We start from the raw sequence: 15,654 nt of genomic DNA, 5'->3' as shown, positions 1-15,654 counted from the left end.
TAAAACTCCCGCATTTTCTGGTTGTGATTGGGTTGCTCATATGATATGATTTCTATATAAATGGGATTTAACAGATCCTTCCTCCACTTCGATTCTCAGGCGAACCGGGTGAAGCATAAAGCGAAAAAGAGAAAGAGGTAGACACATGTTATCCAAGTTCAGTGTGAAGAAACCGTACACCGTTGTAGTAGCCGTGGTACTGATATTAATTCTGGGGTTTGTATCCTTTGATAAAATGACAGTAGATCTGCTGCCGGATATGAATCTCCCCTACGCGGTCGTTATGACTACGTACGCAGGAGCAAGCCCGGAGGAAGTGGAAACTACCGTGACAAAGCCGGTAGAGCAGGCAATGGCAACCATCAGCAATATCAAAACCGTCAGTTCTTCATCAAGAGAAAATGCATCCACAGTCATTCTGGAGTTTGAGCAGACCGCCAATATGGATTCTGCGACCATTGAGATGCGGGAGAGTCTGGATCAGATCAGTTCATACTGGCCGGATACGGTGGGCAACCCGATCATCATGAAGCTGAATCCCACCATGATGCCCGTCATGATTCCCGCAATCAGCGTAGACGGCAAAGAGCCGGCAGAGAGCACGAAGATCATAGAGGAAGAGGTGCTCCCGGAGATTGAGAGTCTGGAAGGCGTGGCCTCGGTAAATTCGTTCGGAGATATCGAGGAGACCATCCGGATCACGGTAAAGGAGGACAAGGTCAGCAGTGTGGACGGTTCCGTGCAGAATCAGCTGGACAATAAGTTCAATGAAGCCTCGGACGCGCTGAACGAGGCAAAGGCACAGGTGGAGAACGGCAAGGCACAGCTGGAGTCAGGAAAGAGCCAGGCATCGGGGCAGATGGCCGATGCAGAGGCGCAGCTTGCACAAAGCGATGCGGAACTGACCCAGGGACAGATGGAGGTCAATGAGAAACTCAGCGAGATCCAGCTGGCAGAGGCTGCGCTGGAGCAGTCTGTAGCGCAGATTGATGCCAGTGAGCAGGCGCTGCTGCAGCAAAAACAGGAACTGGAGGAGCTGAATGGGCAGCGTGCGGAGATAGAATCCCAATACCAACAGGTTGAACAGGCAATTAAAGAGAGTGGTGAGACCCCGGAGCTGCTGATAGCAAAGGGAACACTGACCGCACAGCTGGCTGTTTTAGAGCGTTTCGATGAATCCATGGCCGCGATTGAGCAGGGACTTGCCCAGGCGGCACAGAGCAGGGAGACGATCACCCAGAAGCAGGCTGAGCTTGCAGAAGGAAAGTCCATGCTGACACAGGTACAGGCTCAGCTTAGCGAGGGAACCATCACGCTGGCGCAGGCGAGGGCCCAGCTCTCCGCGGCACAGCTGGAGGCAGCCATGCAGATGAGCGAGGCGTCTGCCCAGCTGGCAGTTGGTGAGGCAGAGTTAAAGAGCAAAGAGGCGGAACTCAAGTCAGCCAAGGAAGAAGCAAAGGCAGCAGCAAACGTAAAATCCATGCTGACCGCCGAGACGATCCAGACCGTTCTGGCGGCCCAGAATTTTAATATGCCTGCCGGCTATGTCAATGAAGAAGGGATCGACTACTTAATCCGTGTGGGGGATAAGTTTGAGTCTATAGAAGAACTTAAAAATCTGGTTCTGGTGGATATGGAGGGGATCAACCCGATTAAACTGTCCGATATCGCAGAAGTAGAACGGATAGATAATGCAGATGAAACCTATGCCAAACTGAATGGGGAAAACGGGATCCTGCTTCAGGTGCAGAAGCAGACCGGATATTCCACGGGGGAAGTAACGGATCGTATTCTGGAACGTTTTGAACAGATAAAAAAAGAGAACAAAGACATCCAGGTAGTTGTTCTGATGAACCAGGGAGTCTACATAGACATGGTAATCGGCTCCGTGCTGCAGAATCTGCTGTTTGGGGCAATCCTGGCTATACTGATTCTGATGTTGTTCTTAAAGGACATCCGTCCGACTTTTGTAATCGCATGCTCCATCCCGATCAGTATTCTGACGGCCATTGTCCTGATGTATTTCAGCGGAGTGACAATGAACGTTATTTCGCTGTCCGGTCTGGCGCTCGGTGTCGGAATGCTGGTAGACAATTCGATTGTCGTGATTGAAAATATCTACCGTATGCGTAATGAAGAACATGCATCGGCAAAGGAAGCGGCCATTCAGGGAGCCCGCCAGGTTGCCGGGGCTATCATGGCCTCTACGCTGACAACGGTATGCGTATTCCTGCCGATTGTATTTACGGAGGGAATGGCAAGACAGCTTTTTGTAGACATGGGACTGACGATCGCTTACTCGCTCCTCGCCAGCCTGATTGTGGCGCTTACACTTGTGCCAATGATGTCCGCGGGGCTGCTGAGAAAGACAGATCAAAAAGAATCCAGGTTCTTCGTACATCTGAAAGACATATATGAAAAGTTACTTCGGGGCGCGCTGCGCTTTAAACCCCTCGTACTGATAGGCGCCCTTGTTTTGTTTGTGGCGAGCGGTGTGCTTTCTCTTTCAAGAGGAACCGCATTCATGCCTGCAATGCAGAGCACGGAGATCAGCATGTCCATCGAGACGCCGGACGGAACGCCGCTGCAGGATACGGCAGAGATTGCTGACCGTTTTACGGAGAAGCTTAGGAAGATCAAAGATATCGGTGATGTGGGTGGTATGGCCATGAGCGGCGGCATGATGGGCAGCGGCGGCACGGTGACGAATCAGGTGGAATTCTATGCACTGCTGAAAGAAAAACGGTCCATGTCGGACAATGCCATCCAGAAAGCCATAGAAAAGCTGGCCCGGGAAGAAAATGTTGAGCTTTCCCTGAGCATGTCCAACATGGATATGAGTTCCCTCGGTGCATCGGGGATATCCGTTCAGATAAAAGGGCGGGAACTGGATAAACTTCAGAAAATTGCAAAGGATATAGCAGGGATACTGGAAGGTGTTAAAGGAACGAAGAACGTGTCCGACGGAATGGAGGAGACAACCGAAGAACTGCGGGTGATCGTAGATAAGGACAAGGCAGTTTCCTATAATCTGACTGTTGCCCAGGTTTATCAGGAACTGGCTAAGAAACTGAAAGAGCCTGCTTCCACGACAAAGCTGGATATGGATACGGCTTCGATCGGCATCGTAGTGGCGGATCAGAAGAATCAGGAGTTGACCCGTGATGAAATCCGGGATATGAAATTGGATGTAAAAAAACAGGACGGGTCGACAGAACAGATTGCGTTGAAGGATATCGCATCTTTTGAGACCGGATATGGGCTTCAGTCCATTTCCAGAAACGCTCAGAGCAGATATATCAATGTGACGGCCGAGGTTGCCGAGGACGATAATATCGGACTTGTGAGCAGCCGTGTGGAAAAGGCGATGAAGACTTATGAACTGCCGGACGGTTATACGGCAGAAATGCAGGGAGAGGATGAAACGATCCGGGAGACCATGGTGGAACTGCTCAAGATGCTGGCATTGGCAGTGGTTTTCATGTATTTAATCATGGTCGCACAGTTCCAGTCATTAAGATCGCCGTTTATCGTCATGTTTACAATTCCGCTTGCATTTACAGGCGGTCTGCTGGGGCTATGGCTCACAGGAAGTCCGGTAAGTGTAATTGCTATGGTCGGATTTGTTATGTTATCTGGAATTATTGTCAATAATGGTATTGTGTTCATTGATTATACGAATCAGCTGATCTCCCAGGGGATGGATCAGAAGGAAGCGCTGGTGGAAGCCGGAAGGACAAGGCTGCGGCCGATTATCATGACGGCGCTCACGACGATTCTGGGCCTGTCCACAATGGCAATTGGTTTTGGTTCCGGTGCAGATATGGTACAGCCGATGGCGGTGGTGACGATCGGCGGTCTTATATATGGAACTGCATTAACACTGTTTGTGGTACCGTGTATCTATGCTTTATTCCACAAAAAGGAAAAGGCAAGATTGCGGGAAGGCATCGAGGAGGAGCCGTTTGAATGATTGATGAAGCCATAGAATTTGCCTCAAAGGCGCATGAGGGGCAATTTCGGAAAGGGACAAGAAGACCTTATATTGTACATCCTGTGGAGGTGGCGGAGATTGTGGCCACGATGACTGCGGATGAAGAAATTATATGCGCGGCAGTCCTGCATGACACGATTGAGGACTGCAAAGAGGTGACGGAAGAGATCCTCAAACTAAGATTCGGGGAGCGCGTAGCGTCTATTGTGGCGCAGGAGAGCGAGGATAAGTCTCTGAGCTGGGAAGAGAGAAAGGGCGCCACGATCCAGCACCTTGGGATGGCTCCGCTGCCTGTGAAGATGATCGGATTGGCGGATAAGCTTTCCAATATGAGGGACATCGACAGGGATTATCCAGTGTTGGGGGATGAACTCTGGAAAAGGTTCCGCATGCAGAGTAAGGCTGCGATAGGCTGGTATTACAAGGGGATCAGGGACGCCCTGAAGGCAGAGTTCGAAGGCTCGGAAGCCTATGAAGAATACTGCACTCTGGTGGAGAAGAATTTCGGCAGCGAGCCGGCTTCGCTGGAGTGGTAATAGAACTGGGGGCTGTGTATTGAAACGGATTTTAATGCTGGGGACCGGCGGCACCATTGCGTGCAAACATACGGAGGGCGGACTGACGCCTGCGATAACGCCTGAGGAACTGGTCAGGTTTATTCCTGATGTAAAGGATGTATGCGAAGTGTATACGCATCAGGTATGCAATGTGGACAGCACCAATGTAACCCCTGCACACTGGAAAATGATGAGCCGGGCGGTAGAAGAGCATTATAAAGATTATGACGGGTTTGTGATATGCCATGGAACGGATACGCTGGCTTACACTGCGGCTGCGCTGTCGTATATGATCCAGAATTCCGAAAAGCCGGTTGTAATTACCGGGGCGCAGAAACCTATTGACGAGGAAAACACGGATGCCAGAAACAATCTTCTGGACAGTTTTATCTATGCAGCAGATGAGGGCTCGAGAGATGTTAATATCGTTTTTGACGGAAAAGTGATCGTAGGAACCAGGGCCAAAAAGGAACGGGCAAAGAGCTACAATGCTTTTTCCAGCATTAACTTTCCCTATCCCGCAGTGATCCGGGAACAGGAAGTGATCCGTTATATACCGCCGCTGGAATATCATGGCGGGGTAAAGTTCTTTCATGAGATGGAGGACAGCATCTATGTGCTGAAGCTGATCCCCGGTATAGATCCGGAGATTCTGGACTGTCTGTTTGCCCGGTACCGGTGTATTGTAATCGAAAGTTTCGGCGTTGGCGGCATACCGGAGTACCTGGTGGATAAATTTTACAAAGTTATGAGGGACTGCGGGACACAGGGGAAGCTGGCCATTGTTGCAACACAGGTTGTAAAAGAGGGCAGCGATATGATGGTGTATGAAGTAGGGAAAAAAGTGAAACAGGATCTGGACCTGCTCGAGACCTATGACATGACCCTGGAGGCGACCATCACGAAGGCCATGTGGCTCATGGCGAGGCAGGATATGAGTTATGAGGATATGAAATCAGAGTTTTACAGAACCGTAAACTATGATATACTGGGCTACAGAAAGAGGCAGGGTTCGGTTTCGGGCCAATGATACGGAGGCGCAAAGATGGGAAAGACAAAAGTCATATGTTTTGCAAATAATAAAGGGGGCAGCGGAAAATCCACGACCTGTTCCAATGTAGGATACGGGCTCACCCAGCTGGGAAAGAAGGTGCTGCTGATCGATGGGGATATGCAGCTGAACCTGTCACTCTCCCTGTTTGATGAGGAGCAGGTATTGGAATTTGCCCAGGGGGAAAAGAATTTGTATGAGGGAATCAGGCGGCAGGATGATCTGTGCAGCTATATCGTGCATTCCCCCTATGAAGGACTGGATCTTATTCCGTCTTCTACGCTGATGAGTTCCATTGAGTATGAACTGTTTACAAAGTGGCAGAGAGAGTATATCCTGAGAAAATGTTTGGCGTCTGTCAGGGAGACTGACGTGTACGATTATATACTGATCGATGCGCCGCCGACACTGGGCGGCTGGGTGATGAATATACTCTGTGCTTCTGACCAGGTAATCATTCCGGTGGAATCAACACCGTGGGGGCTCTTCGGACTTGGCAATATGTTTGAGTTTCTGGAAGAGGTAAAGCAGATCGCCCCGGATCTGCAGCTGGGCGGCATTGTGATTACAAAGGTTGATACAAGGAAAAATTATTTTAAGCAAACCCTGGAGACACTCAGGGAACTGGAACAGGTAAAGGTTTTTGATACATATATCCGTGTGGACAGCGCTATCGAGTGGTCACAGGATAACAATGCGCCGATCATGGCATACAAGAAAAGCAGCCGGAGCGCCGCAGAATACATGGAACTGGCGGCAGAGATTGCAGAACAGCAATAGGAGTACGGCAAAAAGAGTACAGAAGTCAGCGTACAGAAATGGAAAAGGTGAGTGTATGCATCCGGAATTGATCAGAGAATTGTCTGTGATCACGGAAGAAGAACAGATGATATTGGACGGAAGAGAGGGAATCGACCAGCACCTTTATACGGAGAAGAAGGAACTGATCGTGGACTGTGAGAAGCTTTTGAAAAAGGGGAAGCTGATCCAGGTCAGACCGCACACCCGTTTTGTAAATTTCCCAAAACACAGGCATAATTATGTGGAAGTGATCTATATGTGCCAGGGGACTACCACGCATATTGTGGATGGAAACCGGGTGGTTCTTGAGCAGGGTGACCTGCTGTTCCTCAATCAGAACGCAGTGCAGGAGATACTGCCGGCGGGAAAAGAAGATATTGCAGTTAATTTTATCATTCTTCCTGAATTTTTTAATATGGCGTTTTCCATGATGGAAGAAGAGGACAATATGCTGAAGGAGTTTCTGGTGGGGACGCTCTGTGGTAAAAATGAGAAAACCTCTTATCTGTATTTTCATGTGGCGGACGTGCTTCCTATCCAGAATCTGGTGGAGAACATGGTGTGGACCATTTTCTATGACCTGTCGAATAAACGCAGCTGCAACCAGATTACCATGGGACTGTTATTTCTTCAGCTTCTGAATTACATGGATAAGATGGAGACGGGCAGCAGGCAGTTTGACAAGGAACTGACTGGAGTTGTGCTGAACTATGTGGAGGAGCACTACCGGAACGGAACACTGTCTGAGCTGGCGGAAATGCTTGGTTACGATGTGTATTGGCTGAGCCGGGAGATCAAGAGACGCACAGGCAGAAACTATAAAGAACTCCTGCAGGCGCGGCGCATGAGCCAGGCCGCCTACCTGCTGTCCAGTACGACACTGCCGGTTGCTGATATTATAGAGTCTGTAGGCTATGACAATACCAGTTATTTTTACCGGAAATTTAAGGAAAAGTACGGTATGAGCCCTAAGGAATACCGCGAGAGACAATAGGCGGGGATGAAGGTCCCTGCTTTTCTTAATGGTAAAAAGCTGTTTTTATGAAAGAATATATTTATTGTAAGAAAGGAAAAGAGGCCGCTATGGAAAAATGTAATTATGCCTGCGATCTTCATACGCATACGACACGTTCAGATGGAGCAGATACCCCGCCGGAGGTGATCTGCCGCGCTGCCGCCCTGGGAGTCCGGGTGCTGGCCCTGACAGACCACGATGCCGTTCCGGAGCAGAGATATATGGATGAGGATGGACATCAAACTGATCTCCTGGAACTTGCCGAAACGTTAGGAGTAAAGCTGCTGTTGGGCACCGAGATTTCCTGCGAGACAGATGTGGAGGACGTGCATATAGTCTGTCTTGGCTGCAGATGGGAGGATGCATGGTTTGCAGAGCTAGAGCGGGAACTTTCCAGATCCAGAAGCGAGGGATATCAGAAACTGCTGAAACGTCTCCGGGAGGACGGGATGCATATTACCTGGGAGGAAGTTCTCGATAACGGAGGGCACCCGGTGAGTGAGGCGCATGTCCTGAAGAAGATGATATTTGAACAGATGGCAAGGAAAGGCTATGCAAAGGACTGGAAGCAGGCTAAGCTTATGGTAAGAAATACGCCGGGATACCAGATAAAGAGGAAGAAGCCGGATCCTGCTGCATTGATCCGGGAGGTGCATCGTGCGGGTGGGATTGCGATATTGGCACACCCACTGCTTATTGCGGAACAGCCCGAAACAGACGGAACTATCATGACAAGGAAAGCGTATATCGACCGGCTCGTAGAGGCAGGACTGGATGGAATTGAGGCCTGTTATACCTATGACAAGACCAGCTATGAAGGCGTTTTGACCAAGAGCGAGGCGGAGGCTTATATCCGGGAGAATTATGCGGATCGGGTAGCCATTATGTCGGGCGGATCGGATTACCATGCGGATCAGAAAAAAGGAGCGGCGCATCCGAGGGAACTTGGAGAATGCGGGGTTACAGAGGAATATTTTTATGGGAACCGGACGCTGGCTGCGCTATTACAACGTAATATATAAAGCATTGGCCCTTCGGGAAGATCCGCAGTTAACTGATAATAGAAGCTAGATCTCGTAATGAAAAAGAAGGCGTCGGGAAACCAGAGCCATTGACAGGAAATTTGACAGAATTTTGGAGCAGACGTATGAATGACAAAAACAGGCTAATATATAAGATAGATGAAGAAAATGTATATATATTAGCCTGCCGCTATCATTATGGTGAGAACTAATCAGCTAGTTGGAACAGGAAATGAATCTGCCGGGCCTTTTACAGTGGAAAAGCCAACGGCTGTATTCAGTTATTTGCTGGCAGCCACAGCTTTTGTTTCTATTTCATCGTCGCCTTTATGTAGCCAGTCGGTAAGCGGTTTCCCAAAAGGCTTGGTCAGAAGTTTCACAATCTGTCCGATAGCAATGGCCGCAATGACCGTCCCTTCACGTACAACGACTCCGTCGCCGATAAAAGAGCTAAGGCCTCCTAAAAATGCGATCTGCAGGATGATAGCGATCACAACCATAGAAGTGTCTGCGATAGACTTACAGTTTCCAAAAGGTTTTCCTGTAACCGTTGCTATGGCTCCGGCAAAGCCCTCCGCCGGCATAGGAGGCCACTGGGGACGCAGGTATATAAAAACACCAAGGGCGCTGATGACCAGGCTGATTGCCAGATACAAAAGCTGCATGGGGTAATTCTGAGGGCGTGGGAAGTTGAGCAGCAGATGGCCGAAGGCATTTGGGTCAGTGCCTGTAAAGTCTATCAGCCAGCTAAAAATGAATGTAACAATAATACCCAGTGCGTTTGTTACTTTAAAGCGTTTCCGCAGGATAATGAGCTGCAGAACAACTAACAATATATAAATAATCATTGTTGTAACACCAAGGGTAAATCCCCAGATCTGTTCACATGCCCGGGGAATGGAACTTACCGGAGTAATTCCCAGATTTGACATCTTGGAAAAATTTACGCCTATAGAGATTAGAAATAAGCCAAATATATAACAAACAAATTGTTTTACTAAATTAACCGGTTTGGATTTTATCATACCGGATCCTCCTTTATATTTTCATTCATAAATAAATACACATTACCCGCGATTTCCTTTAAGCCTTCTTTGTCTAAAATATTAATTTGTTTTCCGGATTTTTCAATCAGCCCTTCATCACAAAAATTTTTAATACAATAGAAGAACTGCCGCTTGCTGATATTCGTCTGCAGGCAGATACTCTCAGCTTTTTCTTCAATATTAGTTCCATCTTTCGCTAGTTTTAAAATCCAGTAGGCCAGTACCTCATTCGAAGGGAACAGCATACGGAGCATCGCCAGCTTGTACATTTCGTACACACGGTCCGATGTCTTCAAATAGAAATACAGGGAAAAGTTCTTGTCACTTAACAGCTCCTTTTTGCAGGGGGTAAGCCTCAGCAGCTTACAGTCGGTGGCTGTCCGGACGCCGCAGTTAAAATTCATATTGCGCATTTGGGAGAATTTTCCTATAAATTCTCCGGGCCCTAATGAATCGACTAAGAATTCCCGTCCGTTAAAGTCCACAGTAAAGCACGAAACTTTACCCTCTAATATATAATACAATTCAATATCTTTCTGCTCCTCTAAAGGAATAAAAACAACTTTCTTTTTTAACTCAACAACTGTCAGCATTTCTAAAATATGCCTGGGTATAATTTCCTCTAATATATTCCCCGTGCTCATACTTAAACCTCACTCTCATACAAGTATAAAAACGAACCCTTATGAAGTACTGCAAAGCTATCTGTTTTTCGGGTCATTTTCAACTCGAATACAATAAATAGTTTCACTTTAGGAAAATGAAGTTCATTTTCCTATACAACCATACCCCTCACAAACTTCTGCGCCCATTATTTTGCAGCTTGCTGCGAACCCGCCCTGCAGGGGTATGCAATACGGGGGTGCACATTGGGTATATAATATTTGTAAGGGAACTGTATACTTATATTTTACACCAACAGCCAGACTTTTTGAAGCCCAGTACCTGCCGGCATATATACGCCGAAAGGCACTGGCTGTTGATTTTTTCGGTTTATTTAAATGGCAGCCTATAAGGAGAATTCCTGTTCTGATCGAAGAATCAATTCATCGTGAATTGTATCGGTAAGGTCTGTCCAGTACGCACTGTAACCTGCTACACGAACGATCAGATCTGTATAATTTTCCGGATGCTGTTTGGCGTCCTTCATAATTTCATTGCTGATCACATTGAACTGAATGTGCTTACCGCCTAGGTCATGTAAGTAAGTTCGAATCAGAGCATGCAGTTGTTCACGGCCTTCCATAGTCTTTAGAGACTCAGGAGTAAACCTCATATTGAACAGCACACCATATAACTCGGTATGGTCTACGCGGCCCGCTGATGCAATAACAGCCGCCGGGCCTTCGCAATCCGTTCCCTGTTTGGGAGATACAGCACCATCTGACATAGCTTCCCATGCGCAGCGTCCATCCGGAAGAGCTCCAGTCTTAGCTCCCGTTCCTGCATGGAATCCAAGGGAATGAGGCGCGACTTCAAAATGGTGCCCAAATGCGGAAGGAATCTGATACCATACATCTTCAATGATTCTGTAACCTTCATCTACAAGGTCGTCAACTTCAGCGATATCATTGCCATATTTAGGAAGAGCAGACAATTTTGCATGAAGCTCTTCATAACCTTCCCAGTTTGCATCAATAGCTGCCATTAATTCTTCTTTGCTGCAGATAGGATCCTCACAGAAGATATAATTTTTAAGAACATAAGCCACATTGCCGAAGTCCTGAACGCCTACCGGAACGATATACTGTGTATTATCATTATGAACCGCACCGCCCAGGCTGGTTACTTTACCACGCTTGATACAGTCATCTGTAAATGCAGACATCATAATATCCGGGAAGGATTCTACATGCTGGATACGGCATTGGCGGTTACTGCTTGCAGAATAATCCCCCCAGTATGCCCACTGTGCCTTGTATGCTTCAATAAACTCTTCATATGTCTTCATCTGAAAGAAATCACCTGTTTTAGGCCCGAGCTGCTTATTCATGCGGACATCATAACCGTTACGGAGTGCATATTCAAGCATCTTGCCACAGTTGATTACAATTGGCCATACAGAGCTGGTCTTACCGGGAACCCCATGAAGCACACATCCGCCGATGGCATAATCGCGGGCTTCCTGTACCGTGTACCCACGGCTGAGCAGATACTGAATACTGTTATCATCACCCATAAATGCCGGGAATCCCATGCCAAGTGCTACAATTTCCAGCGCACGTTCCATGAATTTTCTGTCAATGTTTGCATGGTAGCGGACGGAAAGGGTTGGGTGCGGTGTATGAACGCGCTCAGCAGCATCAAGCCACAGATAAGATAAACGGTTTGTTGCGTCGCGTCCTGTGATCGGATCAACACCACCAAGGATACAATTATGGAAATGTGACTCTGAACTTAAGTTTGGTGTCATGAGATCCGGCCAAAACTGGCGCTTGCCCATGACCTTGCACCGGAAGCATTCGAGAAGCTGTGTGGCATATTCTTCATCGATGTAGCCTGTTTCAATATCTGATTGGAAGCAGGGATATAAGAACTGGTCAACACGGCCAAAGCCCATTCCATATGTACGGGTATCATAGAAGATCATCAGGATTCCAAAATAGAATGACTGAAGAGCCTCCTGGAATGTTTCTGCCGGATACTCCGGAACCCGCATGCACACCCTTGCAATTTCCTCAAGTTCTGCCTTACGAATCGGATCTTTCTCCGCTGCCGCTTTTTCTGAAGCAAGTGCTGCATAACGATGTGCATATTCAATACTTCCTTCCAGCATTAACTTAAGTCCTAGCCAGAACTCATGAGCACGGTAATCCTCATCTGTTAAGATCACAAGTTTTTCAAGCTGCTCATCAATATCGGCAATTAGTCCTTTAACACCCTTTGATACGATTCTTGATATATCCGGTACATTCCATGCCTTTTCAGCATACACCTCTGATAGGAAGTTGCAGACCCACGCACCCTGCTCACCGACACTCTCTGCAAAAGCGACCTCCTCTTCACCAAGATACTTATACCACATTTCTTTACCGCCCGCATTTTGGAACTTATGGGCGATGTCTTTTGCCTGCTGCGCCTGTTCAGGGCTTTCGAATGCAAAGAATTTTCCGCTTCCCTTCCACCCATATTTATCGACATAATCACTGACCCATGTGGCAGCCAGGTCCGGGAACCACTCAGGCCCCATTGGCTTAGCACTGAAATCACCAACTAATAACTGCTCATCATCAATATAAATTGGGATATCTTTCAGTATTTTTGCAATGGAATATCCACGTTTACGATAAAATGAATATCCGGCGTATTCTTCATAGGCGTCTGCAAGAAGCTGGGCGCGTGCCATAGACATTGTCTGTGTATAGCGCAGAGGATTTAATCTTTCCCAAATAGTTTCACCACGAGTTTTTTCATGATATTGCTTATAGGTAACTTTTGTCATTTCATTTCCACCTTTCTCATATTGAACATTAATATCTATATTCTTACCTGACCAAGGGCCCTTTCGATCTGGCAAATAGAAACTGAATGGAATCACGCGTTTAAATAGATTCACGTATTGCATTTAATTCGGCCAGATATTCCTCTGACTGACGTTTATTTTTCGGACAGATTCCCGGCATATCAAGACGGTCATATTTGTCTTCGCCAAGATTGTTATATCCTAAGAGTTCATGGCATTCTCCCGGGCTAAGTCCAAGCTCATCCCTAATGAAATGGGCAATTGCTGCAACTGATTCCGGAGAATCATTGAAGCCGGGGATCAGCGGTGTACGGAATTTCAGCTTTTTTCCCATCTTTACAAGACGCTTTGCATTTTCTAAGATTCTTTCGTTTGAAACTCTCGTCCCCATCATGTGTTGATCCTTGTCCATATGTTTCAAATCATACATGATAAAATCACAATGTTCTGCAATCGCCCTTACCGTTTCCCAGGGGAACGCCCCTTCCATTTCTACAGCAGTACGTATGCCTTCATCATGAGCGGCCTTTAAAAGATTGATTGTAAAATCCGGCTGCATTTCACAGGCTCCGCCTGAAATTGTCATGCCGCCCCCGGAATTACAAAATAAGTTGTAATCTCTCCTGACCTTATCGATGACCTGTTTCACGGTCATTGGTTCGCCTGCTACTGAGCGGGCTTTGTTGAAACATGCATCGACACAACTTCCGCATACAGTACAGAGTGAACGGTCTGTTACGACAGCGCCATCTGTAAAATAGACTGCTTTCTGCGGACAGGCCTGCACACATCGGCCGCATCCCGTGCACCGGTCCTTTTTGACCATTAGCACTGGTTTCAGGCTCTGCGATTCCGGATTCTGACACCAATAACAGCGAAGGGGACATCCCTTTAAGAAAACTGTTGTACGTACCCCCGGGCCGTCATGTGTAGAATACCTCTGAATATTAAAAACCTGCCCGACGAGTTCTGCGTTATATATCGTACTCATGTCACACCTCCTTTCTCTTAAAATTTATTTCTATTTTATTTACGTAATTATGCTGTTTTTAAGTTTAATTAACTGCTGCAATTGATTTGTATGTATGGCAGCATCAAAATTTTTTATGGTCAAAGTGCCTTATGTGTTTCCGGATATTAGGTGTATTCTATAAGATTTAAACAAATATAAGAAGTGCAAACTGCGTCGTTCTGTATTTTTTTAAAAATTTTTTTCGGTCAATTGTTCAATATTATTAATCCTGCCGTTCATTTAATTCCATTTACTTATTTACAAACGAAAGCTAAAATAAACATAATGTAAATGAAAGTTCCGCGGAATATGAATGTACTTCGAAAAAACAGATTTTTTATAAGGAGGAAAGAGTTATGAAGAAAAAGTTAATGAAGGTTGCCGGAATGCTTCTGGCAGTGTCCCTTATAACCGCAGGCTGCGGTTCTTCGGCCGGCAGTTCTTCGGATGAGGGAAAAGAGAGCAGTGGGAATAAGAAGGCAGAAAGCGTCACCCTGACCGTGGAGGCAAGCCAGGAGATCGTAAATAATATCCCATATGCTTTCAGCGAAGAAAATATAGCGGCCTTTGAGGAACAATATCCGGAGATCAAGGTAGAGCTGGTGCTGAACCCGGATGCGCAGAACACATCGATCATTCAAACAAAGCTGGCTTCAGGACAGCCGTCAGATTTAGTTTGTTACAATAAGGTTTCCGCAGAGAATGAACTGGAAGTTGCGAAAAATTGTGTTGATTTATCGGACGAGCCGTTCGTGGAGAACCTTGCAGACAAAGAAATCCTGACGGCACCGGACGGGAAGATCTATGGGTTTGCATTTGCAGTGAAGACCGGCGGCATGGGGGTTGTATATAACAAAGATCTGTTTGAGGAAAAAGGGGTGCAAATTCCCAAGACATATGAGGAATTTCTGGCAGTCTGCGAAAATTTAAAAGCACAGGGAATTACGCCGTTTTACGGGCCATTTAAAGATGTGTGGACATTCCAGATGTGGACGACCTCAACCTGGGGTTATTATGCAGCCAAATCTGAGCCGGATCTGTGGGACCGCCTGAATGCTAACGAGATTGGCTGGGACGAGGTACCCGCATTCAGGGAGAGCCTGGAGAAAGCATATGATCTGTATAAAGACGGATATATGCAGAGCACGGTACTTTCCGACGATTACAACAGCATACCGGCGGCAATGAGCAGCGGCGATTATGCCATGACAGTGGGCTCAAATACCACGGTAAGGGATTTACTGAATGCTTATCCGGATATTCAGTTTGATATGTTCCCCTATCCTGTATATGAGGGGGAGGACGAATATCTTACCATCAGCCAGCTGGATGCAGAGTTCTTTATTCCAAAAGATGCAAAGCATATCGAGGAGGCAAAGAAGTTTCTGAACTTCATGGCACAGCCCGAGCAATGCGATACGGCTCAGAAGGCAGCCTCTTTTGTTCCGAACGTAAAAGGTGCCAAGGAACCTGAATTTGACGAATTTGAAGGACGTTTATATGAAGAATACAATAAGACAGGGAAGACAGTATTGGAAATGAATGCCTATATGAAGGTTGACTTAAACGATCTCTGGGTATATTTCCAGGATATGTTTGCGGGAGCGAAGACACCGGAAGAAGTGCTTTCTTCCTGGGATGCTACTTTTGAAGAACTGATGAAGTCAAAAGGCATAGAAAATTTCTAAACCGA

At 46.8% G+C, this 15,654-nt stretch carries 11 protein-coding genes; 7 read left to right on the top strand and 4 right to left on the bottom strand.

Annotation, left to right across the window (positions count from 1 at the left end; all coding sequences use genetic code 11):
• The first annotated feature begins 145 nt into the window (after positions 1-145).
• The 6 genes from GKG43_RS07805 (at position 146) to GKG43_RS07780 (ending at position 8,440) form a co-directional block, all read left to right on the top strand.
• The gene (locus tag GKG43_RS07805; RefSeq protein ID WP_129878937.1) at positions 146-3,973 is read left to right on the top strand and encodes an efflux RND transporter permease subunit; all 3,828 of its coding nucleotides are present in this window, start codon (positions 146-148) and stop codon (positions 3,971-3,973) included.
• On the top strand, positions 3,970-4,530 hold the full coding sequence (locus tag GKG43_RS07800; RefSeq protein ID WP_025656473.1) for an HD domain-containing protein: 561 nt from the start codon (positions 3,970-3,972) through the stop codon (positions 4,528-4,530). Before GKG43_RS07805 ends, GKG43_RS07800 begins: the two co-directional genes overlap by 4 nt.
• A gap of 19 nt (positions 4,531-4,549) precedes the next feature.
• The gene (locus GKG43_RS07795) at positions 4,550-5,581 is read left to right on the top strand and encodes an asparaginase (RefSeq protein ID WP_279230112.1); all 1,032 of its coding nucleotides are present in this window, start codon (positions 4,550-4,552) and stop codon (positions 5,579-5,581) included.
• Between the two features lie 15 nt (positions 5,582-5,596).
• Positions 5,597-6,382 (top strand): AAA family ATPase, encoded by a 786-nt coding sequence (locus GKG43_RS07790; RefSeq protein WP_050640146.1) that lies wholly within the window; start codon positions 5,597-5,599, stop codon positions 6,380-6,382.
• Complete coding sequence (locus GKG43_RS07785) at positions 6,366-7,397, top strand: AraC family transcriptional regulator (protein WP_330377641.1); 1,032 nt, start codon at positions 6,366-6,368, stop codon at positions 7,395-7,397. Before GKG43_RS07790 ends, GKG43_RS07785 begins: the two co-directional genes overlap by 17 nt.
• Positions 7,398-7,486: 89 nt before the next feature.
• A complete protein-coding gene (locus tag GKG43_RS07780) occupies positions 7,487-8,440 on the top strand; it encodes a PHP domain-containing protein (RefSeq protein ID WP_055153346.1) in 954 nt (317 codons plus the stop codon).
• A gap of 281 nt (positions 8,441-8,721) precedes the next feature.
• Here the strand turns inward: GKG43_RS07780 and GKG43_RS07770 are convergent, their stop codons facing one another.
• The 4 genes from GKG43_RS07770 to GKG43_RS07755 form a co-directional block, all read right to left on the bottom strand.
• Positions 8,722-9,465: a DUF6198 family protein gene (locus tag GKG43_RS07770; protein ID WP_055153288.1), complete on the bottom strand. Its 744-nt coding sequence runs from the start codon at positions 9,463-9,465 to the stop codon at positions 8,722-8,724.
• On the bottom strand, positions 9,462-10,130 hold the full coding sequence (locus tag GKG43_RS07765; protein WP_050640144.1) for a Crp/Fnr family transcriptional regulator: 669 nt from the start codon (positions 10,128-10,130) through the stop codon (positions 9,462-9,464). The genes GKG43_RS07770 and GKG43_RS07765 overlap by 4 nt, the downstream gene beginning before the upstream one ends.
• Before the next feature lie 365 nt (positions 10,131-10,495).
• On the bottom strand, positions 10,496-12,928 hold the full coding sequence (locus tag GKG43_RS07760; RefSeq protein ID WP_173020088.1) for a pyruvate formate lyase family protein: 2,433 nt from the start codon (positions 12,926-12,928) through the stop codon (positions 10,496-10,498).
• 100 nt (positions 12,929-13,028) lie between these two features.
• Positions 13,029-13,940 carry a glycyl-radical enzyme activating protein gene (locus GKG43_RS07755; RefSeq protein ID WP_129878935.1) on the bottom strand — a complete coding sequence of 304 codons (912 nt, stop codon included), beginning with the start codon at positions 13,938-13,940 and terminating at the stop codon, positions 13,029-13,031.
• A gap of 377 nt (positions 13,941-14,317) precedes the next feature.
• Here GKG43_RS07755 and GKG43_RS07750 point away from each other — a divergent pair, with 377 nt between their 5' ends.
• Entirely contained in the window at positions 14,318-15,649 is a 1,332-nt protein-coding gene (locus GKG43_RS07750) for an ABC transporter substrate-binding protein (RefSeq protein WP_129878934.1), read from the top strand.
• Positions 15,650-15,654: the final 5 nt, after the last annotated feature.

Origin of the sequence: Eubacterium sp. BIOML-A2 (genome assembly GCF_009680135.1) — a bacterium.
Classification (GTDB): Bacteria; Bacillota; Clostridia; order Lachnospirales; family Lachnospiraceae; genus Faecalicatena; species Faecalicatena contortus_B.
This window is presented reverse-complemented; position numbering and strand designations above follow the sequence as displayed.